Origin of the sequence: Virgibacillus salarius (assembly GCF_039521925.1) — a bacterium.
Classification (GTDB): Bacteria; Bacillota; Bacilli; order Bacillales; family Amphibacillaceae; genus Virgibacillus; species Virgibacillus salarius.
The window spans coordinates 22,879-47,719 of sequence record NZ_BAAACY010000170.1 but is presented as its reverse complement, the minus strand read 5'-3'; the positions used below and the strand labels follow the sequence as shown (position 1 = coordinate 47,719).

The following is a 24,841-nucleotide window of genomic DNA, read 5'->3' as shown; positions in this document are numbered from 1 at the left end:
TGAACTTCTAAAAAGCCCTAGGCTTAACAATTATCTTCATTTAATAAATTAAATTAATAAAATCATCTTTAGAAATTTTTCCTAAGTAATGAGATACATCAACATTTGCCAATGCTTCTTCCAGAGCTTGGCGATTATGACGAACACCTACTAACTTTTCTTCCATGACTTTTATTTCACCAATACCAAAGAAATCCCCATAAATTTTACAATTTCCAATGACACCTTTTTTAACATCTAGTCGCACATCAACAAGACCAGCAGGGAATTTATGTGATGCTTGAATGTTGAAGGATGGTGATTTCCCATAGTTCCATTCCCAATTTTGATAGCGCTCACGCGATATTTGATGGACATTTTCCCAATCTTCCTCAGTTAACTCATAGCGCGGAACATCAGCAACATCCTCTACGTCGAATACATGTCGCAGAATAATCTCTTTAAATTCATCAACGGTAATTTTTTTCTCAAGAAATTCTGAAATGTTAGCAACACGACTACGGATTGACTTAATTCCCTTTGACTCAATCTTTTCTTTTTTAACTTTTAATGCAGAAACAACATTTTCTATTTCAGAATCCAGCATAAGTGTACCATGGCTGAACATTTTCCCTTTGGTTGAATACATGGCATTCCCTGAAATTTTCCGACCTTCTACAGTAAGGTCATTTCTCCCTTGTAGTTCAGCTGGCACACCAAGTTTATTTAAAGCATCAACCACTGGTTGTGTAAATTTAGCAAAATTTTGAAAGCTATTTCCATCATCTTTCGTTATGAAGCTAAAGTTTAAGTTACCTTCATCATGGTATACTGCTCCGCCACCTGATAATCTACGGACGACTTTAATGCCGTTATCATCTACATATTGTGTATTTATTTCTTCGATCGTATTTTGATTCCGACCGATAATAATAGATGGAGCATTCACATAAAATAGTAAATATGTATCTTTCTCACCAAAATTTTGCAATACATATTCTTCAAGTGCAAGATTAATTGATGGGTCTGTAATCCCTTTATTGTCAATAAACTTCATCGTTTATACTCCCTTCAACATAAAAATAGGTATTTGGTATAGCTTTAGTTTAATGTAAATAAGAGTAGTAATCAAAAAATAAACCTAGCGCTCCCAAACCAAACCTTCTTTTGCAATTTGTATTACACCTTGATAAATCTGTTCCGCCTCTTCTTTTAATTGATTCTTATCACCGTACTGAGGCAAATGACTTAAAATTAGCTGTTTAACATTAGCTTGTTGTGCAATTGATGCTCCTTCACTACTAGTCATATGCCCTACATTTGTCCCATCTTGTTCCGCATAAAGATTGCAATCTGTAATCAAAAGATCTGCATTCTTCGCAAAATCAATCCAGTCTATATGATAACTAGTGTCTGCTGTATATACAATAACATGTTGACCATCTGTAATACGCATTCCATAACAAGGGACTGGGTGCTTCGTTTTTAGAAAAGTAATGGTAAACGGTCCTACGCTTAAAGGCAATGCTGGGTCATATTCTATTCCCTTTGTAAATGAATGTGTCAATGAATCAAATGCGTCTCTATCCTCTGTATGTGCAAAAATGGGTAATACACGGCCTACTCCTGTTATATAATAGTTGACCAATCTTGCATACTGTAGAACTCCAATATCAGCGATATGGTCGTAATGATAATGAGACAATAGGACAACGTCCAAATCTGAAATTGCTTTAAACTGTTGCAATTTTGATAAAGCTCCACTACCCATATCTAGCACCATGCTATAACCTCTCGTTTCTAGTAAATAGCATGAAGTTGCTCCATTTGGCGCAGGATACCCACCCCAGCAGCCAATAACAGTAAATTTCATAAGCATACACTCCTATTTTTTATTTTGTTGTAACACAGTATTGACTAATTGAATACTGTTATATTACAATGAGTTTAATTCAATCAAGAGGAGGAATCACATGATAAACGTCATGGAGTTTTTTAGAAATCTACCTAAGAAAAAGTGTAGTAAATGTGGTCATGAAATGGTTGAGAAAGCAGATTGCTACGGTAATTTATGTGACGATTGTGATCATCCAGCTAGATAATGTTATCATTTAATTCTTGATAAAGAAATAATCTTTGTAAGTGCTATTTCCATCAGTGGGGGTTTTGCCTTCACCCCCACGTATTATTTACGATACCGTCGACCTTTGTAATGTGGATAAATCAAAATCACCAGAAACCAACAGCTTTAACCTACCATAAAGTGAGTTTTTATTGCCAAGCTATAAGCTCTCTAGCCCCCAGCCAGAGGTTTTCTCCTTAAAACAAAAGCACAAGCGCCTGATTAGAAGCCTAGCGACTGGAGCGAGTCAACGGAGATAGAGCTTGCGAGCCGATGTTGACTTAGATTAGGGCGGTTCGTGAAGTCGCGTAGTTTCTAGGCGCTGGAGCTGGACGAGGCTCAACACGCCCATCTTTATCCACTTGGGCAAATTTTATAATTTCCTAGACTAAAAAAGCCGAATAGAATTTCAGCTTCTATCCGGCCCACTGTATATATGATTACTGTAAGAATGATATGACATCTTGTGCGGTTTGCTCACCTTGTTCAATACAATCGGGAATACCAGCCCCATCAAAGGAACATCCTGTTAAAAACACTCCTGGTACATGTTTATTAGCCTCATTACGCACTTCAGAAAGACGCTCCAAATGTCCTACAGTATATTGCGGTCGTGAATTCTTCCATCGAGTAATGACGCGAAACTCTGGCTTTGCTTTAATTTTCATGGTCTTATTTAAATCATTTAAAACAACATCCGTCAATTCATCGTCAGATAAGTCGACTACAGACTCGTCATTTGGTCTCCCTACATAGCACCGTAGTAAGATCTTTCCTTTAGGTGTCGTTGTTGGCCATTTCTTATGCGTCCATGTACAAGCTGTGATTTGATAATCGCTGCTTCTTGACACTAGAAAGCCTGTACCATTAATATCCTTTTTAATAGCTGACTGATCGAATGCTAAAACAACATTTGCTGTAGATGTAGATGGAACAGTAGTAAATGGTTTAAAGAAATCATACTGGCTAAAAATTTTTGGTATTGTAAAATGCGGTGTAGCCATGATGATTGCATCAGCTTTATACACATTTCCATTGCTTAGTAACAAATGGTACCCATGCTCCTTTTTTTCCACATGATCAACAGATGTTTGCAAGGAGATGATGTCGTCGTCAAGTACTTCTTCCAAACGATTCACAAGTGTTTCCAATCCATTTGTAAAGGAAAAGAATACGCCTTCTGGATTTTTCTTTTTACGCTTATCCGCCTTTGGCATCGTTTTCTGCAAGCCCTTTATTACACTACCATATTTTTGCTCCAATTGATAAAAGTTCGGATAGGTTGCCTTTAAACTCATTTGGTCAATATCCCCAGAGTGAATTCCAGATAATAATGCCTCAATTTGATTTACTAATAACTCATTTCCAAATCGACGGCGGAAAAAAGCACCTAGTGATTGATCGTCCTTTTGTTTCCCTTTAGGCAATACCAAATCAAATAACGCGCGAGCCTTACCCTTTGGTGAAATTAACTTAGAAGTGAGTAACGGTCCGATATCCTTTGGAACTCCCATAAACGTTCCTTTAGGCATCTTATGTAATCTATCATTAACCAATATATAGGATTGTCCTGTTGCATTACGGACGATTTGCTCTTGTAACCCTAATTCTTCCACAAGTTTAACAGCAGGCTGTTTTCTGACAAGAAGTGAATCCGGACCTTGTTCAATCGTAAACCCATCACGTCTCAAGGTTTTTATTTTTCCACCTAAGCGGCTATTTGCTTCAATTAGCTTAATCTCATAGGGTAGATTTTTTGCTTTTATCTCTTTTTGTAAATAGTAGGCAGCAGATAAGCCTGTTATTCCGCCACCCACAATTGCAATCGTCTTGGTTGGCTTCATTGTACTTCACGCTTTACTTTTTTCAAAACAACTTCAGACAATGTACGAATGAACTGGGGATGAACATTCGGCATTTCCGGACGATAGTATGTTGCTCCTAGCTCGTCACAAACTACTTTGCATTCATAATCATTATCAAATAGTACTTCTAAATGATCCGCAATAAAGCCGACAGGCGCATAGACAAATGTACGATATCCCTTTTGCTCATAAAGATCTCTTGTTAGATCTTGTACATCAGGTCCAAGCCAAGGATCAGGAGTATTCCCTTCACTTTGCCAACCAATTTCATAATTACGAATACCCGTTTCTTTAGCAATTAACTTCGCTGTTTCTTCTAACTGTTGTGGGTATGGGTCACCATTTTGCAAGATTTTTTCTGGCAGGCTATGTGCTGAAACAATTAGGACTGCTTTTTCACGCTCATCCTCTGTCATTTTATCGTAGACAGCAGATATTTGATCTGCCCAATACTTAATAAATCCTGGCTCGTCATACCAGCTTTCTACAGAAGTAATGGATGTCACGCCATGCTTAGCAGCTTCATCATTCGCTCGTTGATTATAAGATTTAACACTAAAGGTAGAATAGTGAGGAGCTAATACAATGGAAACAGCTTCCTCAATACCATCATTTGCCATTTGCTGTACAGCATCCTCAATGAATGGTTCGATATGCTTTAGACCGATGTAAGCTTTAAATTCAACTTCATCCTGTAAAGCATTTAAATTTTCTTCTAATGCCGCTGCTTGCTGCTCTGTTATTTTTGCTAATGGAGAAATTCCGCCAATTGCTTTGTAACGATCTTTTAAATCCTGTAATGCAGCTTCATCTGGTTTTCTCCCATGGCGAATATGCGTGTAATAACGTTCGATATCCTCCTCTTTATAAGGTGTTCCATAAGCCATTACTAATAATCCCAATTTTTGTTTTCCCATTACCAAGCACCTCTTCATTTAGATTTCTTGCTTAAAGATTATTTGTTCTTTCCTGTATATTCATGAATAAAGGCCGTCAGTTTTTCTAATGTAGCCGGTTTGATATCCGGCGTAACCCCGTGACCAAGGTTAAATACATGATTGCCATCTGCAAGGCCTTCATCCAGAATAGTTTTGGTTTTCGTTTTAATCATTTCCCAATTCGTTAGTAGAATCGTTGGATCAAGATTTCCTTGGACTACTTTGGTTACCCCGATTTGTCTAGCTTCAGCAATTGAGGTACGCCAATCCAAACCAATAACATCCACCGGCAAGTCATTCCATTCAAGTAATAAGTGCCGTGCACCAACCCCAAAAATGATTAGTGGTACTTGATGCTTTCTCAACTCGGAGAAAATACGCGTCATTACTGGTTTTATAAACACACGATAATCAGCAGCATTTAAGTTACCTACCCAGGAATCGAAGATTTGAATAACTCGAGCTCCCGCTTCAACCTGGGCATCCACATACGCTATCACCATATCTGATAGTTTGTCCATTAAAGCAAACCATGCATCTGCTTGCTGATACATGAATGCTTTCGTTTTATTGTAATTTTTAGAAGGTCCGCCTTCGATCATATAACTAGCTAACGTAAACGGGGCACCGCTAAATCCAATTAAAGGCACATCTAGCTGCTCTTCTGTCAATAGGCGAATTGTGTCCAACACGTATGGAACATCTGCTTTCGGATTAATTGCACCAAGCTTTTCTACATCATGAAAAGATGTAATTGGATTATGAATAACTGGACCAATTCCCGATTTAATTTCAACATCGACGCCAATAGCAGGTAATGGCGACATAATATCTTTATATAAAATCGCAGCATCCACGCCATAATTTTCAACGGGCAATCTAGTAACATAGGCACATAATTCTGGTTGATGCGTAATTTCAAATAATGAATACTTCTCCTTTAGAGCCCTGTATTCTGGTTGGGATCTCCCCGCCTGACGCATAAACCAAGCTGGTGTATAATCGGTAACTTCCCCCTTATATGCGCGAATTATCGTATCATTTATTTTCTTTGACATACCATCCATCCTTTTCACGTACTTCATTAGCCACTAATAACTATATCGATTAATAGTAAACCTGTATAGTAATGCTTACTGATTGTCATGAATTTGTCTAAATTACCACGTTAATTGTACTGATTTAGAGCGTTTACCTTCTACTTTTGTTAATGGGTTATAAGGAACAATATAATACCTTTTCGATCTAAATAATGCGTCATCGATCGTAAATTCTGTAACACCTTCAACTTCGCCAATTCGCTCATCTATGCCAGCTTTATCACGGTAAATTCGATAGATGACACGTTTATCCGTAGACCCCTCCCATGTCAGCTTACCCCTTACTAGTGATATACTCCCAAAGGAATAACTAGCTTGTAAATTCTTGATTTCAGGGAGGACTATCGGCTTCGGAACAGCTGTAACCTTTTCTGGTTTTGTAAATGACTGGACAAGTGAATCCTGTTTATCCAACTCCGTTAAAATGCTTTTTACAAGCCTTGTTGGGTATTCACTACCACCAGTTAAGTAATGCTCCTTATCCGATTTATCATATCCCATCCATAATGCCATGACGTATTCTGGTGTATAACCGGCAAACCACGCATCTTTTGTCTTTCCTTTGACTTGCAAATGTTGTGTCGACCCTGTCTTTCCAGCTAATGCTTTAGAAAAATCTCCAGCACTTGCAGTTCCACTGGCCACTGTTTCTATAAGCATCTCCGTCATGTTCCAGGCAACCTGGGAATCAAACACTTTCGTAGACTTTGGCTTAGCATGGAATAATAGCTTTTGATTACGATTATAGATACGGTCTATCGCATTCGATTCGATCACTTTTCCTTTCCGTGGAAAAACGCTATAGCTTTCCATTAGCTCAATGGGGGTTATTCCCTCCGTCAGTCCTCCTAAGGCAATTGCAAGTCCTTCATCCTTTATAGAAAGGTTTAGTTTGCTTAAATATTGCTTAGCATTTGTGATGCCAATCTCATTTAAAAGCCAAACAGCCGGTGCATTTTTTGAGTGAATGACTGCATCATAAATAGAAACAGCTCCTTCATAATTGTCGTCATAATTTTTGGCCGTATAACCATCATAATCAATTTCTTGATCTGGTATAAGTGTATAAGGCTGAAATTTTTCTTTTTGCATCATAGCTGGTCCATATACTGCAATAGGCTTCATCGTCGAACCTGGTTGTCTTGATACTGTAGCACGGTTCAGGTCACCTAGTTGATAATCTCTACCTCCGATAATGGATACGATCTTTCCGGTTTTCTGCTCCATCATAGCAAAGGCTCCTTGTGTACCAGCAGTATTACCTGGGAAATAATTCTCGTTTTTAAACTGATCATATGCTACTTTTTGTGCAGTATCATTCATATTTACAATAATTCGATAGCCTCCGCGCTTCAGTTCTTCCAATGATAGATCATGCTCAGCTGCGGCTTCCTTCATGACAAAGTCAACATAGCTCGCAGCCCATGGTTTTGGATCCCATTTATTCACATCTAACCCAAGAGATCTCTGTTCCTCTTTAACGCGCTGTTCTGTAGTAATTACACCTGCATCCTCCATCGATCTTAAAACAGTATTACGTCTATCCTTAGCCTTGTCAGGGTGGTTTATTGGAGAATACCCATTTGGTGCCTTAGCAAGCCCTGCCAGCAAAGCTCCTTCGGCAATCGTTAATTCTTCAATTGGTTTGGAAAAGTAATAATTTGCAGCAGTTGCTACACCATATACCCCTTGTCCAAAATAAATTTCATTTAAGTACAATTCAAGAATGCGTTCCTTAGGAAGTGTTTGTTCTAGGTAAACAGCTGCCATCACTTCTTTCGTCTTACGTAACCATGTTTTATCATTCGTGAGAAACAGGTTCTTAGCAAGCTGTTGTGTGATGGTGCTAGCTCCTTCCACTTTACTCATTGCAATAATATCTTTGTATATCGCCCGAAACACAGAACGGAAATCGACACCAGCATGACCATAAAACCGCTTATCTTCAATCGAAATAAACGCCTCTTGAACATGCTTTGGGATATCAGCAAGTGAAGCAAGGGTGCGGTTCTCATTGTATAATCGACCTATGATTTCTCCATCCTCAGTTTCAATCGTAGTTGTAGCATTTAATAAAAATTTCTCATCATCAACTACTAGCCTACCTGCAAATACAATGGCAGCAAAACTTAAGAATCCAATAAAAATAATAAATAGACAGCTATAAAGTATTACCTTTAATTTACGAACAAGGTGGGAACGCTTGGACTTCCTTCTTTCTATTCTGCTCATTTGTTCACCTCTACACATTCACACCTACATTATACGACACAAATCTACAATCTTAAAGTTTTATACTTCATATTAATTAATAATTATTTCAAATAGATTCTAAAGAAAGATTTATGTGAATGCAAACAAAAAACAACCCCTATAGCAAAGCAGAGTTTGTTTTAATCACGATTAAAGATTAACTGATTTGTTAGATAACCATTATTTATAATTTCTTCTAAAATTTTCTCCTTCACTGATTCTTCTACTTTATATTCTGTCCAAACATTTATCTCAAGCTCTTTAGCTTGTAGTGATATTAGTTCAACAGAAATCTTAGCTTTGGAAAGATGCATGTCGAAATGGCAGTTACATCAGCTTGTGCTGCTTGAGTTATTTTCTCAATATCGTATGCATCACTAATTTTTTTGTCGGCGATATTCTCACCAACATAAAACAATAATTCAGGTTCACTGACCTCATATGCAGTAGCATGATACGCTCCATGCATCACATCAAAAGAAAGTTCTTTAATAAGGAAGTTGCTATCGTATTTAGCTTCTAAATAATCCCTAAAACTAGCTTTGGCATTGGCCATCCCCCATGGTGTTCCATGAGCAACAAAAAAAATAAGACATATAGATAAAACCAAAAGAATGGGGACCGTAATTAACACGTTTTTAGAAAGTTTCATAGTGCTTCCACCTTTCCTAGTGTATAGCATAGCATATTTTCTAAATTGACAAATATTTATTTTTCCACGTGTAAGATTTAATAAGAAAAGATATTGACTAACTAGTATCTGTATAGGGTATGATGACTATAAGAGCATTCAAGAAAGGGGAAATATAATGAAAGCTTTTATGACTAATGGAACTGCAGATTTTCTAAAGAAGCTTGAAGAAAAACATACGGATAAACAACTTTGGATCATGAGTTCAAATTCAGGATCACTTGCCTATTATGAAGATGAAAAGAAAAGCATATTTGCATCAGGAAGAGAATACGACATTCTAATCCACAAAGGAAATTTACAGGAAGAGGGATATGTCGTTATGAATAATATTCCAGTAACGGAAGAGGGGCAGCCAGTATTCGAGGATCGTTTTAAAAAACGTAAACACGAAGTAGACATGATGCCTGGCTTTCAAGCATTCCGGTTGTTAAAGCCCAAAAAAGGGAATACGTACGTTGTATTCACACAATGGAAGTCAGTACAAGATTTTGAAAACTGGAAAAACTCGGATCAGTTTAAGCAATCCCATAAAGGACAATCAACAAAACCACCGGCTTATTTCGCAGATAGACCATTCCTTACTACGTATCATATGTTAAGTGACGAATAAGGATATACTAAACTGGGGAGGTCTCAGAAGATGACATTTTCAACACAGTTGGAATAAAATACCTTTCTATGGACAGTTATTCAGCATCCTCGTGAGGTCACGAATTCCGGGGATTTTTACACGATTGCCTTTCCCATAGTAGGTTGGGCATATTCTATGCCCATATGAACACTTGTAGATTCCCTCGTTATAATCCGTAATTAATGGAACTTCCTCTATGTTGTCTTTGCTTAGATACCTTTGATATTCACAACCATTATTGGGGATAAACAAAACACCTAATGATGGAAGTTTCACTTTATACAGTAATTTTCAAGAATAGTCGTTTCTGAATCCGCAGCGAATATACACTGCTTTTGTCGATACGGACCTTTCTCTAAAATTTATAGCACATATTCTATGTACCACAAGGGTGACCTAAAAGCCTTTAAACCAATCGAACATTTACTGGCAGCCGCCCCACTTACCTATATTGAGATTTCACCTTATTACTTGAAGTGGGGGATTACTGCCAGCTATATGTGGAATACAGCCTCTTTCTAAACCATAAGAAAAACGGAGCAAAATTCGCTCAGTCCTTATCACTAAATGCTCAGATTTACACTTCCTCTAGTAGCTATTATGGAATAATAGCTACTGCTTGCTTGACCACCACTCCGGCTTGCCCACTTCCCTTTCCGTGGGGTTTGTCCTTCAGCTAACTTTTTTAGCAAAACCCGCTCAAAAAAGTGGATCTTCAGGTCAAACATTTCCCACAGGAGTTGAAGCGACCGGCCTTCGCTATCATCAGGCTCTACAACGCTAGCATGAAGTAACACAGCTGTTTTTATACTCACGGATAGCGATTTTCACTTTACCCATTGTAAAAAAAGTCAACCTATTTCTTATGACAAGAATTGTTGCACTTTCTCATAGCGGAGACTAATTACGTAGACTCCTGCGGGATTAGCGCGAGCCGAAAATCCACTTTGCAACGTGTTCTTCTTTGCAAAGTTAGTTGAGGCCGCGCCCGTGGAAAGCGAAGTAATTAGTCGGAGCATTGCCCAATATACATCAAACATTTCAAAATAACTACTTGGCTTAACCAGTCATTGCACTGATTTTATACTTTCTTAACTTATAAGAAAAGCAAGCTAACTGTCATACAGTTGCTTGCTCTCGTTTACTAATTTTTTATAACTGTTAAACCATGATTATGAAAAAAATACATGACTTACTAGTTTTTTACATATTGATCAAAAAACGATTGAAAATTTTCTTCCCCTTTATCTCCTACAATACGAGCTACTTCTTTACCACCTTCGAAATGAATTAAGGTTGGCGTTGATTCTATTCCATACGCACTCCACTGATCATTAAATTCACGAAGATTCATTTTTTTCATATCCACGTTATTATCTTCAGCCAATGGCACAAGATAAGGCGTTGTATTCTGACAATGTACACATAATGGATCATAAAAATAGACAGTAACTGGATCGCCACTCTCCACCTTTTGACTTAAGTCATCTGGTAGAATTTGATTCCCGTAATTTGGATCATCTAACTGATCAATTGTCCCTTGATGAAGCTCCTTGTCACCATAAGGATTTTCATTTGACTCAACCGTTTTATTATTTTTATAATCAATAACAAAATATAGACCGGCAAATAATAGTACGATAACGCCAATAAATACTAGCATTTTTTTCTTCACTTATTTCATCTCCTTTTGCTCTTTCCATAAAATAAGGTGTAACACAAAAATAATGATGAATGCAGTACCTGCTAAAAACGGTATGGATACAAAACCAAAGTAGTTTACATAAGTAAGGTTACACGGAACAAGACCACAAGCTCCTCCTGTATCCTGCAATGCTGGTAACTTTTGCACCAAATAGTGGTAGGTTGAAACAAACATTCCAATTCCACTCATAATTAATCCGGGCAAAGCAATGGAAAGGTCTTTCTTTACTGCTGCAACACCATAGATAATGACTAATGGATACATTAATATGCGCTGAAACCAGCAAAGCTCACACGGTTCATAGTTCATAACTTCTGAAAAAAATAAGCTTCCTAGCAGTGCAATAAAAGCCTGAGCCCAAATAAGTAATAATAAATTCTCTGCTCTTTTAGAAATTTTCCCCATCGAAGAAGTCCTTTCTTTTTTGATAGGATCGACACCAAAATACTGTTCTTTATAAGTAAGCACCCTTTAAAAGCACAACAGTGGATAATATGCAGTCAAGGAACTATAAAGTCAGTCTTATCGCACTATCGAATACTATCCTATTAGTTTACTACATATGTATTATACAAATCTAGGGGGTGAATGACAAAAGGCTAGCTTAAAATCACTCCTATTCTGTGACAATTTTATGAAATTTGCTAGTTAATTACCTGACAAATGATTACGATGAACATACACAGCAGCTTGTGTACGATCATGGACCTCTAGTTTAGATAAAATATTACTCACATGTGTCTTTACCGTTTTAATACCAATAAATAATTTCTCACTAATTTCTTGATTGGTCATTCCATTGCCAATACATAATAACACCTCTAATTCACGTTCTGTTAATTCATCATGCCGTTTTTTTTCAACAGAACGAAAGCTCGACATCATTTTTCCAGCTACTTTCGGCTCAATCACTGTTTCACCTGCAGCAGCCTTTTTAATTGCGTCCGTAATCTCAGTAGCTGAAGATGTCTTTAATAGATAGCTAAAAGCACCTGCTTCTAGTGCTGGAAATACCTGCTCATCATCATAGTAACTTGTCAAGATAATGATCCTACATGGAGGATTCGTAGCCATGATTTTCTGTGTGGCATCAATACCAGTTCCATCCTCCATAATTAAGTCCATTAACACGACATCTGGCTTGGTTTCACGAATAAGTTCTACTCCTTCATTACCACTTGAAGCTTCCCCTACTACATCTATAGCATCGTCTGTTTGCAAATATGCAGTTAATCCCTTCCTCACGATTTCATGATCGTCTACAACAACCACTCGTATCATCGCCTCATTCCCCCTTTAACACGGAATTCGAATATCAATGTAAGTTCCTTCTTGTAAATTAGAACGAACAGAGAATGTCCCTCCTAGCTCTTCACTACGCTCTTTCATTGTTTTTAATCCATAGGATGTTTTTCTTTCATGTAATACATCAAAGCCTTTTCCGTTATCACGAACATGCATAAATAACTCATTGGATCGTTTCGCAATATCAATACGTACTTCGGTTGCATTTGCATGACGCAAGATATTTGATAATGATTCTTGAACTATTCGGAAAACTTGTTCTTCAATTGTTGAAGAAACCGATAACTGATTAGGAATACTAATATGGAATTCAATATTGCTTTTCTGTTGTAATTCATTTATTAATTTAGAAATACCATCTGACAATGACTCTCCAGAAAGGTATACGGGACGTAAGTGCAATAACAATGCACGCATTTCTGCCTGTGATTGAAGTGCGGCTTTAGACACTTCAATCATTTGTGTTTTTGCTTTTTCTGGGTGTTTGTCAAATTGCTTAATCGCCGCTTCCGATAACATCGTTAACGCAAATAGCTGTTGACTGACTGCGTCATGCAAATCTCTAGCAATTCGCTGCCTTTCCTCTATAACAGCTGCTTTATGTGCTGATTTAGCAAATTCAGACTTTTCATCCGCCATTCGTTGTAAGGAACGTACTTGATTTTGTAATTTTTCACCGAGCTCATTCATTTCATTACCAATACGCGTAATCTCGTCTCCTTCGTTAAAATAAACTTTTGTCGTATAATTACCATTAGCAAATTGGGTGATTTGTACAGAAAGATAGTCAAAACGATCCTTAACATCTCCACCAGACTTAAACCCTGCATATACCGAAATAATTAGTGCTAATCCAATATATAACGAGATAAATAAAAATATACTTGCAGCAGATAACCAATTTGGATGAAATAATACATAGATAGAGAGTAATATAGATAAAATCGTTACACATGTTAGAAACAATCCATATATATGTGAACGAATATAACTGTAACGAATACTAGCAAACCGCTGATTCATGTGGTTAACCTCCTACACATAATCTATTCGAATCGATCCAGCTTTTAATTTGATATTAAAGTCAATTTTTCGAAGGGATGTATCATAAGCTTTTGTTTCATAGGTTAAGGAACGATTAATCCCCTCTGCCGTTTGACCAATAACATTTACTTCCCCTGCCTTCACAGAAGCGTACACCTTGAACTCAACACTTTCAGGCATTAGAATTGTTACATCACCTGCGAGTGAATGAATGGTTATCGGTATTTCTTTATCTGGAATAAATGCCTTGGAAAAGTCAAAGTAGAAATCACCAGCCCAGTTACTTAGCTTCATTGGCTCTACTTTCCAATTCTGATTAATAAATTCATGACTACCAAACGAAAACATAGAGGTATGATCCCCATGATCTCCTTTATATTCAACCTTCATTTTTTTTCTACCTACAAGCATAAAGCCAATATAAATAATTAATAATGGCCATAACTTAAATATATCCCCAAATGTAAAGGAAATGATTTCGAATCGATCCAATAGAAGTAACGTTCCGAATAGGATAAAAAAGGAGCCAAAGATCCAGCTCCCCCCAATTTTTTTTAAAAAATCAAATAACCACTTTAATCCAATTACGATGAAAAATATTGGATAAATATATGACCAAGCCAAAGAAAAATTGAAATGAATTACTCCAATATTAGCTAATACGAGCATGACGCCTATTGCAATGAAAGTAATCGCAATAAAATAGCGCACCATATTTTTCATTCTGTTCACCCTTTTATGAAGAGATTAATGTTCGTAGTTTCTTGTTCTTTAAATTATATATGGCAATGAACATAACGACGATTCCACTGACGATAATAATTGTCTGTATCGACACGCCGACAGCAATTAATAATGATGTAATAACATAAGAGATTGGAACAAGTCCTGTTGATACAGTCATTAATAGACTCATCATTCTGCCAAGCATTCGTTTCTCCGTCGACTTTTGTAAAATCGTCATGATTGGTATGTTTACTAATTGTAAAAGGAATGCCAGGCTAGCAACTAAGCCAGCAGTTAGGTAAAGATAGGATGACATACCGATAGAAGTATAGATAACTCCTAATACGATTAAACTAATAATGACAGTTAATCCCTGCTTTTTTAGCTTTATCGATGCTAGGAAAATAGCACCAATCAATGCACCTATCCCCATTGCTGTTTGTACAGTGGCCAAGCTAATTGCATTACCAGCAAAAATGTCCTTTACAATGATAGGCATCCCTATTGAAAATGGCCCTGTAAAAAAGAAGTTCAAGAAGAATGCAGTAAAAACAATGGACATAATCAGTTCATTTTTTCTAGCGTAGGAGAAGCCTTCCTTTAAATCCTCCAACGGTGTCTTCTTCTCCCCTGTCGCGTCCGCTTGCTTCAATCGCATAAATAATACAGTCAAAGAAGCGATAAGTAACATGACAAATGCTACAGAAAAAACGCCTTTAAACCCAAGTAACGCTATTAATGTTCCGCCTAGTGCAGGTCCTAAAATCGGGCTAATCTGTGTCGTCATTTGAATAAGAGAATTACCTCGCTGTAACTGCTCTTTTTCCAAGATCATTGGCGTTAGTGAATTAATAACTGGGTAACTAAAAGCATCGGAAATGCCAAATAATGCAGCAAGCACAATTAAGTGCCATACGGTGACCGCATCCATAAATAAAAATAATAGTAAAACGAAAATTAAAATTGCCCTTGTAAAATCAGAAATAAATAAAATCGTACGCTTATTAAAGCGATCTGCTACTATTCCTCCAACTGTCAATAATAATAACCGTGGTACAGAGGCTGCGAAGAATAACATCCCAAAATAAAATCGATTGTCATCTAATGAGAGCATAAGCCATTCTGCACCAATTAAATAGACATAATATCCTGGTGCAGAAAACAATGATCCAATAAATAATAATATAAAATTACGATTTTTAAATATCGGTAAACCTTCTTGTTGATTTTGTTGTACTGTAGCATCCATTGAAAAAACTCCCCCTCGTCAAATTCGAACTATTCTTAGCTTACTTATATTTATAAACGAGAGAAACCTTCCAAAGGATGCTTTTAATTCAGCCTCGAGACGGATAACAGCGTTTCTTTTGTAACCACTGGTAGAGATTAATACTCACTAGTAAACAAAGAAAACCAATAAGAAACCCAGCGAGCACATCTGTTAAATAATGGACATTAATAATATAACGGCTTATTCCTATTAAAAATATGAGCATAGCAAAGAAAAATTCAATGATAAACCGCCTCTTGGACGATTGTAATCGTTGAGATAGAAAATAAGCGCATAAACCATAACAAACCATCGGTATCATGGCATGGCCTGAAGGGAAACTATGACCTTCTGCATTTGCGGCAACTAATATGCTAGGTCTTTCTCTATCAACAAGATGTTTGATCGCAACGTTTATGTAATGCGTTAAGAGTGTGCCACCACTAAGTATTACAGCTGGTAACCAATCCTGATAGAGGAACCAAAATACAACTGCCATAATAATCACGAATGGAATAGTGAATGGCCAAGAGCCTAAATCTGTAAGAAAACGGAAAACCTCATAAAGTATGGAATCTTCTTCTAATCCGATGACAGGATCCCTTGTCCATTGGTCTAGATAAGGAAGTTTATGATTCATGATTTGATATATCCACCAACCGTTAATACACAGAGCTATCATTAAAAGTAGAAGGATATATTTACGGCTATACTGCATGCTTATCCCTCCTATTTCTATTTATAATACATGAAAATAGGTTTTAAAAAAACCAGATAGGGAAATGTATCTATAGAACAAACAAATTTTATAAAGGGTGAGTAATAAATGGAAAAAGAACTACAATTATTAATCGATGGACTAAATGAAGACTTATCGCATGAATATGCAGCTGTCATACAGTATACTTATAGTGCTTCCGTTGTATACGGATTATACCGCTCAGCCCTCAAGCCTTTCTTTGAAGCAGAAATCAATGATGAATTAGGTCATGCTTTATATTTGTCTGAGAAAATAAAATCACTTGGAGGTAATCCGACAACAAAAGCTGCAGATATTCCTCAGCCTACGGAAGTAAAGGATTTATTAGAAGCCACACTTCAATCAGAGGCTGCTACCATTGAACGATATGAAAAACGTAAAAAGCAAGCGGAGAATTTAGGTTATACGGAGCTAGTTGTTAAGCTTGAGGATCTAATTACTGACGAAACACAACATAAAGAGGAAATTGAGCGTCTATTAGCTGACCCTCGATTAGCATCATAAATAAACAGTTTGCTTTCGGAACAAAATTTATTAGCGATTAACCCCTACCTCAAATGAAATGGAGGTAGGGGTTTTTCTCTATATGTATTTACATATATCCGTCCATACATGAAATTATCCTCAATTTTCATGTATACATGCCTAATAAATATTTTTCAATGTTATAATAAGTGAAAAAACATCGAGGAGGTCTTTTGCTTGTTAGAAAAAGTCCATCAGTCCATTGATCAGCTCTATTCAGAAATGGTTCATATACGTAGACATTTGCATCAGTATCCAGAGGTTTCTTTTCAAGAAACAAAAACCGCTGCATTTATTGCTAATTATTATAACGAGCTAGGTATTCCTTGTGACACAAACGTAGGGGGAAACGGTGTAATCGCAACCCTGAAGGGGAAAAAGGCAGGCAAAACGATCGCGTTACGTGCTGATTTTGATGCACTCCCTATTCAAGATGAAAAGGATGTTCCCTACAAATCCAAAGTTGATGGTGTCATGCACGCTTGTGGGCATGACGGCCATACCGCTACCTTACTAATACTGGCAAAGGTTATGAAAGAATATCAAGATCAACTTCCAGGAACCATTGTATTTTTACATCAGCATGCAGAGGAATATGCACCAGGTGGAGCTAAGCCAATTATTGAATCAGGAGCCATAGATCACGTCGATGCGGTATTCGGCACCCATTTATGGGCAACAACACCTGTTGGTGTTCTGCAGACTTCCAAACAAGCATTTATGGCAGGAACGGATCGATTCGAGATTATTATTCAAGGAAAAGGTGGTCACGGGGCTTACCCACATGAAACAAAGGATGCGATTGTGATCGGCTCTCATTTAATTACTCAGCTTCAACAAATAGTAAGTAGACGTGTAGATCCATTAGATACGGCCGTTGTAACTGTAGGCGTATTTGAGGCTGGTGAGGCCTTTAATGTCATTGCAGACAAAGCAAAGATTGTTGGCACTGTACGCTATATTAATCCCGAACTCCAAGACAAGATTATTGAGGATATGAAATGCATTATAAACGGAGTATGTATAAGCAGTGAAGCAACCTACTCCTTTAACTATGTGAAAGGCTATCCTCCGCTTATTAATCATGCAAAAGAAGCTGAATTAGTTCTGCGAATTGCCGAGAAAGATATTGAGGATATTTATAAAGCAGAGGAAATTAATCCGTCTATGGCAGGAGAGGATTTCGCTTATTACCTCATGGAAAAGCCTGGAGCCTTTTTCTTTACCGGTGCGCAAAAGCATGCAGATCCTTATCCACACCATCATCCTAAATTTGATATTGATGAGAGATCCATGCCGATTGCTGCAAAAACACTCATTCAAGCCTACTTTGCTTATCAGGAACAGGAATAATTACAATTAAGGATTTTATCTCTCAAAGAGCTTGGAACGATGCCGCAGCCTAAAATATAATCGTTTTCCACCGGCAGAGCCCTCTCGCTGGATACGGAAGGTTTCGGTAGTGATTCATCGCACGTAGAAAAGCACGCCTCTTTTCCAAGGAATCTCGCATTTATTTTAATCAGAAAACAAACTATAATTAGTTTTAACTAATAACTAATTATAGTTTGTTTTTTATTGGTTCTTATTTACTTTCGTCCAAGATTCTTTTTCTTTATACTAATTTTTTCTTTACATACCCAAGAATAAATAGAAAATTAAACAAGCTTCCACTGATAAGGAAGATTACCATTCCTAAGTATTGACCTAAAGCGATAAATACAATGGAAAATATAACGGTTTGTATACCAGTTAACTGAAATAACAGTTTCATTAATGACGCTTGACGCACAGCCTTAGAAACTGGATAAAGGTCTATCCACATCACCGTTCTATGATGCTGATAAAGTGCCATCATCTGAAAACTGCTTAAGTATAAAAACAAAATAGCAAAAACTACTTTTAACCAGAATGATGGAATAAAATATATAAACAGTCCGCCTATTACAATCAGTCTTACAAACATACCTAAATAATCGCCGCTTCTAATAAAGGTAACTCGATATAGATAATCATACGTGTATTTCTGCATAAATGGCAAGCTGCTTACCAACTTTACAAGCCATTGTCGCTTGCGCACACGACTCTTTAAATGAGGTACATCAGCAAACATATTAGCAAGACGATAAAATGCTTGCATTCTATTCTGGTCTTTTTCTACGAGTAAATCCCAAACAATTCCTGGCTGCTTACGGCAAGTTTGATAAATATAGAGGAATAATGCTGTAAATAAGACAGTGCTTATACCCGCTAACAGCATATTACCATCGATTAAGAAGTAAAATACCGCTACATTTAGCACTGTTCTAACTGTAATATCTGTTCGACGTACGCCAGGTTCTCGAACCTTAAGCATCCACCAATTTGCAATTAAATTTCCTGCTTTAAATAGGAGTAGAACAGCAATGGTAATCATATAGACTTGACCTGATCGCCTATCATAGATAGTACTATACAGTGGTCCCAATGCTGCAGCAGCTAATAAAACAAGATAGAGTTGAATGATAAAGCTATAAAGCAAGGTATTCCGAAAATAAGGACCCATTTTATGTTCTGCAGCAATTAAAAATACAAGATCAGGCTCTTTAAGTAATGTGCGTACAGGACTATAGCTAGCAATCATACCGAATACTGTACCAATAATTATTGCAGCAGGGAAATTTTCTGGTATTTCTAGGAGCCACTTTTGATAATAAAACGCAAGCGCAGAAATGAAAAAAAGCAGAGCTACAGCAATATGTCCATTAAAAATGTAGCGTAGATAACGGCTTGTCTCTTTTACATGAGCAGCAAATCGATTTTTAAAGAAAGCATGTGAATCAAACATGGCTATCTTCTTCCTTTGTTAATTGAACATATAAATCATCTAATGTTGCACCTGGCATATTAAAGCTTTCACGTAATTCTTCAAGCGTACCCATTGCCCTAATTTCACCATCGTGTAATATTACAAAGCGATCACAATATCGTTCAGCAGTTGCCAATATATGTGTAGACATTAGAACACCAGAACCATTATTCTTCATTTCCTCCATAAGTTGTAAATATGACTGAATACCTAAGGGATCTAATCCAACAAACGGTTCATCTACAATGTACAATGGTGGTTCTATTAAGAAAGCACACATAATCATTACTTTCTGTCTCATACCTTTAGAAAAGTGAACCGGGAACCAATTTAGCTTTTTCTCCATTCTAAATTCTTTAAGTAATGGCTGTAATCTCTTTTCAAAAACTTCTTCTGGTATATCATAAGCCATTGCCGTTAAGCGAAGATGCTCATAAAGCGTTAATTCATCATAAAGTATTGGCATCTCAGGGATATAGGCCATTTGGTTACGATAACTTTCCGCATTTTCTTTAAACGTCTTGCCATTAACAGAGACTGTCCCCTTTTTTGCCTGCATCAAACCAATGACATGCTTAATAGTCGTACTTTTCCCTGCTCCATTTAACCCGATTAATCCAACTATTTCACCTGAATGCACGTCAAAAGATATTCCATGAAGTACATTTTTATGCGTGTATCCGCCGTATAGATTGTTAATATGTAATAATGCTTCCACGATTGGCTCCTCCTCTTCGTCTAGTGTATATTTTATCATTTGTGGAAGGGAAAACCAAAGTAAACTATATGCTTTTTTTCGACAAAACGAATAATACTAGCCTGTTTAACATTCATTGTTAAGGAATAGGTGACTCCCTCTCTAGTAGAGGGCAAATGATTTACAAAAAAATTGTATAATTTTTAAACTCGCGTAAACACTATTTAGTGAAGGGATAAGGATGTAACCAAGTTCACCAGAAACAAGTATTTTTCGTGTGATAAACACAAATGAGGTGTCAGCGATCGAGTATCTAATGTAAATTTCGTGTATTCTTACACAAATGAGGTGTTAGTGATCGATATCTAACTGAATTCGTGGATTAAACACAAAAATGAGGTGTTTGTGAACGGTAATCTAATGATATAAATCCTTTTTTTGAGCACATCTTCCATTAAGAAGATACAACAAAAAGGTTTTGTAAATGAGCGTAGCAAAAAGCTAATTGCTTTTAAGACAGTTGTTTACAATGTCCCCGCGTTAGAAGACATTCTTTCCCTTCATCAGACTAGTCCTTTGGGCTAGTCTGTTTTTGTACAGATCACTTCTATTTCAACTTTCTGTTATTTTCACAATAGAATTCTTTACAATGACGGCTATTCCTATATACAATAAAATAAAAAGCAGAGGAATGGTGATACGAATGAGTCATGAAGATTGTATTTTTTGTAAAATTATTGATGGAGAGATACCCTCCGCTAAGGTGTATGAGGATGAAGACGTCTATGCATTTCTCGATATTAGTCAAGTAGCTAAAGGCCACACATTGGTTATTCCAAAAACACATGTGAAAAATATTTACAAAACACCAGCAGAAGTAGCTTCTAAGCTATTTGAACGCGTACCCAAAATTGCGAATGCAATTAAAGATACGTATAAACCGATTGGAATGAACTTACTAAATAATAATGAGAAGGCTGCCGATCAGTCCGTATTTCACCTACATATCCATATTTTACCTCGCTACGTGGAGAATGACGGATTTTCTTCCAATTGGACAGTGCATACTGACGACTATACATCAAATGATTTACAACAAATTGCAAGCGAAATCAATAGCGCTATTAAATTGTAATAAACTGGCTAAAAATAAAGCTACGAATCTTTATATTCGATGACAAATTTGTTATAATAGCATTATACTCCTGCAGCTGACAATCAGTGTACAGTTGAGGAGCAAAGCGTTACTTGTTTAGAGCAGAGATAGCTGAGAAGAGGAGAGGTATAAATGAATACAAAAGCGCTGGTTACTTTGTCCCTATTAGTAGGTGTTGGTGCAGTACTGCATACAGTAGTTCCGCCGATAATTTTTGGAGTTAAACCCGACATGCTACTTTCTATGATGTTTTTAGGAATCCTTTTGTTTCCTACGTTAAAGTATGTAGCGATAGTAGCGATTGTAACAGGAATTGTGTCTGCATTAACGACGACAGCACCGGGAGGGCAAATCGCAAATCTTATTGATAAGCCAATTACTGCAGTTATTTTTTTACTTTTGTACCTGCTTTTGAAAAATCGCTTAAATAATTCGATTAGTGCCCCACTACTTACAGCAGTGGGTACCATGATTTCTGGTGCAATTTTCTTAAGTGTAGCTTTATTCATTATCGGTTTAATGGATGGCTCATTCTTGGCATTATTTGGGCTTGCTGTATTACCAGCTGCATTACTTAATACAATTATTATGGCTGTCGTTTTTCCGATTGTACAGCGTATTATAAAGAGGTCACAGCCACTTGTATCTACTTAATCGATATCAAATCCTCTGGCACAATGTCGGAGGATTTTTTAAAAATTACTTATTAATTACGTTTGACACTATACCCCTTAAAGGTAAATATAACTATGAGGGGAAAGGAGCGAATAAATAATGACTAACAGTAAATCATTATTATTAGGTATCCTAGTTGGAGGGAGTGTTAGTGCAGCAGTTACTTTATTAAGCACTCCATCAACAGGTAGAGACTTTCGCAGCCAAGTAAAAAGCAAAAGTCTAGAATGGAAAGACATGTTATTGAATTTAAAACAAGATGGACTTCGTTTAAAAAAACAAATTCGTGCCACTTCTCAGGAGGGTGCGACCTTAATTAAGGAGCTCACCCAAGATATGAAAAAATCTGTAGGTGATTGGAAAGCAACTGTAGAACCCCATCAAGAAAATATTCACCATTATTTAGAACAAATTGAGTCGAGTTTAAAAGATTTAGAGGAAAAAGTAAAAACACAGTAATCCCAAAAGGTTAAATCAATAGGAAAAGCACAAAAAGCTTACGCAAGGTTCCCCCTCAGTAAGCTTTTTGTGCTTTTTGAACAAATGTAGGAACTTCAGCGTCACTATCTTGCATAAGATATTCTTCTCCTACTTACTTTGACTTTGCTTGCAAGTCTTCAATCGAATCAATATCCATGTATTCTGGTACAACAAGCCCGATTTTTGCTCCTTCTAGATTTGCACCCATATCTACAAAGTCCTCCTTGAATTCATCATAGAAATCTTTGTGTGTCATAGGCATCCATGCAGCTAAGGTAGCATCTGCATCACCATTGGCAATAGCCTCAAATACAACAGCCACATCTACCGGAGTGATGGTCACATCAAATCCTTTTTGACGTAATACCTCTGCTACAACATTTGCTGATGAGCGTTCTGAATCCCATGGAGTAGACACTAACTCAATGGATACGCCATCTACATCTTCTACGCCTTCTGTCCAGGCTTTTACTTTTTCAGGATTGTCTTTTACCCATTGCTTCGCAACTTCTGCAATATCCTTACCACTTTCAGAGGCTTCATACATGATACCTTCCATGTCTTCAACGCTCCAATTGAATTGATCAATTAATTTATAAGCATTAGGCTTATCCTCTTTTAATCCTTTACGAGCTAATGATTTGATAACCTCTACATCGCCATAAATTCCATTTGGATCTTCTAAATATTTAATATTATCAAATTTCGCAAACATCCAATGTGGATTCCAGCCAGTAACAACAATCGGCTCTTCATTTTTAATAGCATCTTCCAACTCTGTTACCATCGCAGCTGTTGATGACTGCTCTAATTCCCAGCCAGACAATGTTTCATATTCTTCAATTGCTTTTTCTGTCGTAACAGTTATACCTGCTCCTGGTTCAATACCAGTGATCGTGTAATTCACTGCTTCACTATAATTCGTTTCTTCACTAGCTTCCTTTGAACCATCTGCTTGCTTATCTTCCGATTCACTTGAACCACAAGCAGCTAATACAAATACAGATAGTAATCCAACACATAACATGGCTAACCATTTCTTATTACTCACCTAAACATCCTCTCATTAATTTATATCAATAGGAAAGCTGATACGATTTGTATCAGCTTGTCATTTTACTTATTCTACTCCTTTAACCCATTCATCTACTTTTTCTTGGTTTTCCTCTACCCATGCAGCAGCTGCATCTTCAGGAGAGGTTCCGTTAGAAATTTCAAGCATTACAGCTTCCATATCTTCAGTAGTCCAGTTAAATTGGTCTAGAATTTTATATGCATTTGGCATATCATCTTTAAGCCCTTTACGAACCATCGTATCAATGGTTTCTGCTTCACCAAATGTACCTTTTGGATCTTCTAAATATTTTAATTCATATTTAGCAAATTTCCAGTGTGGAGTCCAACCAGTAACAATAATATCTTCTTCGTTTTCAATAGCTGAACCTAATTCCGTTGCCATTGCTCCACTAGATGAGGTTTGTACTCCCCATCCCTTCAGATTGTCATAATCTGTTAAGGCTTGTTCAGCGGCTCCAACAACACCAGCTCCTGGTTCAATACCAGTAATCGTTTTGTTGGCTTGTGCATCTAAGTCTTCAATGCTATTTACATCCATATATTTAGGCACAACTAATCCAATTTTTGCACCTTCAAGGTTTGTACCAAGTTCTTCTACTTGATCACCATATTCTTCATATTGGTCAGCATGTGTTGCTGGTAACCACGCAGCCACCATACCGTCTGCTTCACCATTTGCGACAGCTTCCCACATTACAGCGTTATCAAGTGGTGTTAATTTCACATCAAAGCCTTGATCTTCTAAAACCTTTCCAACGACGTGTGTAGAAGCAATTTCTGAATCCCATTCAACATAAGCTAATTCAATTTCTTTTGCTTCACCTTCAGAAGCTGTTCCTTCATCAGAACCATTACCTGTTGACTCATCATCAGAGCCACAACCAGCTGCAAATAATGATAATGAAAGCCCTGCTACTAGACCAAGGCGTTTCCAATTACGTTTAAACATAATGCTAATCTCCCCTTTTATTTAAAATTTATATATGGAAAC

The 24,841-nt window shown here is 37.0% G+C and carries 26 protein-coding genes; 7 read left to right on the top strand and 19 right to left on the bottom strand.

The genetic code is table 11. The annotated features are described in order from the left end of the window. Window positions 1-40 precede the first annotated feature (40 nt). The gene (gene lplA / locus ABDZ84_RS20575; RefSeq protein ID WP_026680608.1) at window positions 41-1,036 is read right to left on the bottom strand and encodes a lipoate--protein ligase; all 996 of its coding nucleotides are present in this window, start codon (window positions 1,034-1,036) and stop codon (window positions 41-43) included. Window positions 1,037-1,120: 84 nt separating this feature from the next. After that, window positions 1,121-1,852, bottom strand: a complete 732-nt coding sequence (locus ABDZ84_RS20570; protein WP_026680607.1) for an MBL fold metallo-hydrolase — start codon at window positions 1,850-1,852, stop codon at window positions 1,121-1,123. Between the two features lie 100 nt (window positions 1,853-1,952). Between ABDZ84_RS20570 and yhfH the strand changes: the two genes are divergently transcribed. Next, a complete protein-coding gene (yhfH, locus tag ABDZ84_RS20565) occupies window positions 1,953-2,081 on the top strand; it encodes a protein YhfH (protein WP_080668645.1) in 129 nt (42 codons plus the stop codon). Window positions 2,082-2,541: 460 nt separating this feature from the next. Here yhfH and hemY read toward each other — a convergent pair whose 3' ends face one another. The 5 genes from hemY to ABDZ84_RS20540 form a co-directional block, all read right to left on the bottom strand. Further along, window positions 2,542-3,945 (bottom strand): protoporphyrinogen oxidase, encoded by a 1,404-nt coding sequence (gene hemY, locus ABDZ84_RS20560; protein WP_026680606.1) that lies wholly within the window; start codon window positions 3,943-3,945, stop codon window positions 2,542-2,544. Beyond that, on the bottom strand, window positions 3,942-4,883 hold the full coding sequence (hemH, locus tag ABDZ84_RS20555) for a ferrochelatase (protein WP_026680605.1): 942 nt from the start codon (window positions 4,881-4,883) through the stop codon (window positions 3,942-3,944). Before hemH ends, hemY begins: the two co-directional genes overlap by 4 nt. Window positions 4,884-4,921: 38 nt before the next feature. Then, window positions 4,922-5,962 (bottom strand): uroporphyrinogen decarboxylase, encoded by a 1,041-nt coding sequence (gene hemE, locus ABDZ84_RS20550; RefSeq protein WP_026680604.1) that lies wholly within the window; start codon window positions 5,960-5,962, stop codon window positions 4,922-4,924. 102 nt (window positions 5,963-6,064) lie between these two features. Further along, the gene (locus ABDZ84_RS20545) at window positions 6,065-8,236 is read right to left on the bottom strand and encodes a transglycosylase domain-containing protein (protein ID WP_121604865.1); all 2,172 of its coding nucleotides are present in this window, start codon (window positions 8,234-8,236) and stop codon (window positions 6,065-6,067) included. 298 nt (window positions 8,237-8,534) lie between these two features. Continuing rightward, on the bottom strand, window positions 8,535-8,909 hold the full coding sequence (locus ABDZ84_RS20540; protein WP_166530695.1) for a hypothetical protein: 375 nt from the start codon (window positions 8,907-8,909) through the stop codon (window positions 8,535-8,537). A gap of 157 nt (window positions 8,910-9,066) precedes the next feature. On the opposite strand from ABDZ84_RS20540, the gene ABDZ84_RS20535 reads away from it, so the two are divergent. Continuing rightward, complete coding sequence (locus tag ABDZ84_RS20535) at window positions 9,067-9,561, top strand: antibiotic biosynthesis monooxygenase family protein (protein ID WP_026680601.1); 495 nt, start codon at window positions 9,067-9,069, stop codon at window positions 9,559-9,561. Window positions 9,562-10,145: 584 nt separating this feature from the next. Here ABDZ84_RS20535 and ABDZ84_RS20530 read toward each other — a convergent pair. The 8 genes from ABDZ84_RS20530 to ABDZ84_RS20495 all read right to left on the bottom strand — a co-directional run bounded on the left by ABDZ84_RS20530 (window position 10,146) and on the right by ABDZ84_RS20495 (window position 16,350). Beyond that, complete coding sequence (locus tag ABDZ84_RS20530) at window positions 10,146-10,397, bottom strand: hypothetical protein (protein ID WP_343782827.1); 252 nt, start codon at window positions 10,395-10,397, stop codon at window positions 10,146-10,148. Window positions 10,398-10,777: 380 nt separating this feature from the next. Further along, window positions 10,778-11,257 carry a thioredoxin family protein gene (locus tag ABDZ84_RS20525; RefSeq protein ID WP_026680600.1) on the bottom strand — a complete coding sequence of 160 codons (480 nt, stop codon included), beginning with the start codon at window positions 11,255-11,257 and terminating at the stop codon, window positions 10,778-10,780. Further along, window positions 11,258-11,692, bottom strand: coding sequence for a disulfide oxidoreductase (locus ABDZ84_RS20520; protein ID WP_026680599.1), 435 nt, complete (start codon window positions 11,690-11,692; stop codon window positions 11,258-11,260). A 243-nt stretch (window positions 11,693-11,935) separates the two neighbouring features. Continuing rightward, the gene (locus ABDZ84_RS20515; protein ID WP_026680598.1) at window positions 11,936-12,568 is read right to left on the bottom strand and encodes a response regulator; all 633 of its coding nucleotides are present in this window, start codon (window positions 12,566-12,568) and stop codon (window positions 11,936-11,938) included. 15 nt (window positions 12,569-12,583) lie between these two features. Continuing rightward, on the bottom strand, window positions 12,584-13,615 hold the full coding sequence (locus ABDZ84_RS20510) for a sensor histidine kinase (RefSeq protein ID WP_026680597.1): 1,032 nt from the start codon (window positions 13,613-13,615) through the stop codon (window positions 12,584-12,586). A 12-nt stretch (window positions 13,616-13,627) separates the two neighbouring features. Next, the gene (gene liaF / locus ABDZ84_RS20505; RefSeq protein ID WP_026680596.1) at window positions 13,628-14,359 is read right to left on the bottom strand and encodes a cell wall-active antibiotics response protein LiaF; all 732 of its coding nucleotides are present in this window, start codon (window positions 14,357-14,359) and stop codon (window positions 13,628-13,630) included. 13 nt (window positions 14,360-14,372) lie between these two features. After that, window positions 14,373-15,611 carry an MFS transporter gene (locus ABDZ84_RS20500; RefSeq protein ID WP_026680595.1) on the bottom strand — a complete coding sequence of 413 codons (1,239 nt, stop codon included), beginning with the start codon at window positions 15,609-15,611 and terminating at the stop codon, window positions 14,373-14,375. Window positions 15,612-15,699: 88 nt separating this feature from the next. Next, window positions 15,700-16,350 carry a phosphatase PAP2 family protein gene (locus ABDZ84_RS20495; protein WP_026680594.1) on the bottom strand — a complete coding sequence of 217 codons (651 nt, stop codon included), beginning with the start codon at window positions 16,348-16,350 and terminating at the stop codon, window positions 15,700-15,702. Between the two features lie 108 nt (window positions 16,351-16,458). On the opposite strand from ABDZ84_RS20495, the gene ABDZ84_RS20490 reads away from it, so the two are divergent. Then, a complete protein-coding gene (locus ABDZ84_RS20490) occupies window positions 16,459-16,896 on the top strand; it encodes a ferritin-like domain-containing protein (RefSeq protein WP_026680593.1) in 438 nt (145 codons plus the stop codon). Between the two features lie 198 nt (window positions 16,897-17,094). After that, complete coding sequence (locus tag ABDZ84_RS20485) at window positions 17,095-18,270, top strand: amidohydrolase (protein ID WP_026680592.1); 1,176 nt, start codon at window positions 17,095-17,097, stop codon at window positions 18,268-18,270. 262 nt (window positions 18,271-18,532) lie between these two features. On the opposite strand, the gene ABDZ84_RS20480 is transcribed toward ABDZ84_RS20485, so the two are convergent. Then, window positions 18,533-19,744, bottom strand: a complete 1,212-nt coding sequence (locus ABDZ84_RS20480) for an ABC transporter permease (protein ID WP_026680591.1) — start codon at window positions 19,742-19,744, stop codon at window positions 18,533-18,535. Next, window positions 19,737-20,483 carry an ABC transporter ATP-binding protein gene (locus tag ABDZ84_RS20475; protein ID WP_121604860.1) on the bottom strand — a complete coding sequence of 249 codons (747 nt, stop codon included), beginning with the start codon at window positions 20,481-20,483 and terminating at the stop codon, window positions 19,737-19,739. Before ABDZ84_RS20475 ends, ABDZ84_RS20480 begins: the two co-directional genes overlap by 8 nt. A gap of 682 nt (window positions 20,484-21,165) precedes the next feature. On the opposite strand from ABDZ84_RS20475, the gene ABDZ84_RS20470 reads away from it, so the two are divergent. The 3 genes from ABDZ84_RS20470 to ABDZ84_RS20460 all read left to right on the top strand — a co-directional run bounded on the left by ABDZ84_RS20470 (window position 21,166) and on the right by ABDZ84_RS20460 (window position 22,752). Then, the gene (locus ABDZ84_RS20470; protein ID WP_343782821.1) at window positions 21,166-21,597 is read left to right on the top strand and encodes an HIT family protein; all 432 of its coding nucleotides are present in this window, start codon (window positions 21,166-21,168) and stop codon (window positions 21,595-21,597) included. Between the two features lie 153 nt (window positions 21,598-21,750). Beyond that, the gene (locus ABDZ84_RS20465; RefSeq protein WP_166530602.1) at window positions 21,751-22,272 is read left to right on the top strand and encodes a tryptophan transporter; all 522 of its coding nucleotides are present in this window, start codon (window positions 21,751-21,753) and stop codon (window positions 22,270-22,272) included. Between the two features lie 120 nt (window positions 22,273-22,392). Further along, the gene (locus tag ABDZ84_RS20460; protein ID WP_026680587.1) at window positions 22,393-22,752 is read left to right on the top strand and encodes a YtxH domain-containing protein; all 360 of its coding nucleotides are present in this window, start codon (window positions 22,393-22,395) and stop codon (window positions 22,750-22,752) included. Between the two features lie 133 nt (window positions 22,753-22,885). On the opposite strand, the gene ABDZ84_RS20455 is transcribed toward ABDZ84_RS20460, so the two are convergent. Further along, a complete protein-coding gene (locus tag ABDZ84_RS20455) occupies window positions 22,886-23,800 on the bottom strand; it encodes a glycine betaine ABC transporter substrate-binding protein (RefSeq protein ID WP_166530603.1) in 915 nt (304 codons plus the stop codon). 93 nt (window positions 23,801-23,893) lie between these two features. Then, entirely contained in the window at window positions 23,894-24,799 is a 906-nt protein-coding gene (locus ABDZ84_RS20450) for a glycine betaine ABC transporter substrate-binding protein (RefSeq protein WP_343782817.1), read from the bottom strand. Between the last annotated feature and the right edge of the window lie 42 nt (window positions 24,800-24,841).

Bases quoted from the DNA above. Each gene is read 5' to 3' on its own strand.
- ABDZ84_RS20570 (WP_026680607.1), bottom strand. From the start codon at position 1,852: ATGAAATTTACTGTTATTGGCTGCTGGGGTGGGTATCCTGCGCCAAAT.
- ABDZ84_RS20520 (WP_026680599.1), bottom strand. From the start codon at position 11,692: ATGGGGAAAATTTCTAAAAGAGCAGAGAATTTATTATTACTTATTTGG.
- ABDZ84_RS20465 (WP_166530602.1), top strand. From the start codon at position 21,751: ATGAATACAAAAGCGCTGGTTACTTTGTCCCTATTAGTAGGTGTTGGT.
- liaF (WP_026680596.1), bottom strand. From the start codon at position 14,359: ATGAAAAATATGGTGCGCTATTTTATTGCGATTACTTTCATTGCAATA.
- ABDZ84_RS20450 (WP_343782817.1), bottom strand. From the start codon at position 24,799: ATGTTTAAACGTAATTGGAAACGCCTTGGTCTAGTAGCAGGGCTTTCA.
- ABDZ84_RS20495 (WP_026680594.1), bottom strand. From the start codon at position 16,350: ATGCAGTATAGCCGTAAATATATCCTTCTACTTTTAATGATAGCTCTG.
- ABDZ84_RS20510 (WP_026680597.1), bottom strand. From the start codon at position 13,615: ATGAATCAGCGGTTTGCTAGTATTCGTTACAGTTATATTCGTTCACAT.
- ABDZ84_RS20470 (WP_343782821.1), top strand. From the start codon at position 21,166: ATGAGTCATGAAGATTGTATTTTTTGTAAAATTATTGATGGAGAGATA.
- hemE (WP_026680604.1), bottom strand. From the start codon at position 5,962: ATGTCAAAGAAAATAAATGATACGATAATTCGCGCATATAAGGGGGAA.
- ABDZ84_RS20515 (WP_026680598.1), bottom strand. From the start codon at position 12,568: ATGATACGAGTGGTTGTTGTAGACGATCATGAAATCGTGAGGAAGGGA.
- lplA (WP_026680608.1), bottom strand. From the start codon at position 1,036: ATGAAGTTTATTGACAATAAAGGGATTACAGACCCATCAATTAATCTT.
- ABDZ84_RS20460 (WP_026680587.1), top strand. From the start codon at position 22,393: ATGACTAACAGTAAATCATTATTATTAGGTATCCTAGTTGGAGGGAGT.
- ABDZ84_RS20540 (WP_166530695.1), bottom strand. From the start codon at position 8,909: ATGAAACTTTCTAAAAACGTGTTAATTACGGTCCCCATTCTTTTGGTT.
- ABDZ84_RS20545 (WP_121604865.1), bottom strand. From the start codon at position 8,236: ATGAGCAGAATAGAAAGAAGGAAGTCCAAGCGTTCCCACCTTGTTCGT.
- hemY (WP_026680606.1), bottom strand. From the start codon at position 3,945: ATGAAGCCAACCAAGACGATTGCAATTGTGGGTGGCGGAATAACAGGC.
- yhfH (WP_080668645.1), top strand. From the start codon at position 1,953: ATGATAAACGTCATGGAGTTTTTTAGAAATCTACCTAAGAAAAAGTGT.
- ABDZ84_RS20490 (WP_026680593.1), top strand. From the start codon at position 16,459: ATGGAAAAAGAACTACAATTATTAATCGATGGACTAAATGAAGACTTA.
- hemH (WP_026680605.1), bottom strand. From the start codon at position 4,883: ATGGGAAAACAAAAATTGGGATTATTAGTAATGGCTTATGGAACACCT.
- ABDZ84_RS20455 (WP_166530603.1), bottom strand. From the start codon at position 23,800: ATGTTATGTGTTGGATTACTATCTGTATTTGTATTAGCTGCTTGTGGT.
- ABDZ84_RS20480 (WP_026680591.1), bottom strand. From the start codon at position 19,744: ATGTTTGATTCACATGCTTTCTTTAAAAATCGATTTGCTGCTCATGTA.
- ABDZ84_RS20535 (WP_026680601.1), top strand. From the start codon at position 9,067: ATGAAAGCTTTTATGACTAATGGAACTGCAGATTTTCTAAAGAAGCTT.
- ABDZ84_RS20500 (WP_026680595.1), bottom strand. From the start codon at position 15,611: ATGGATGCTACAGTACAACAAAATCAACAAGAAGGTTTACCGATATTT.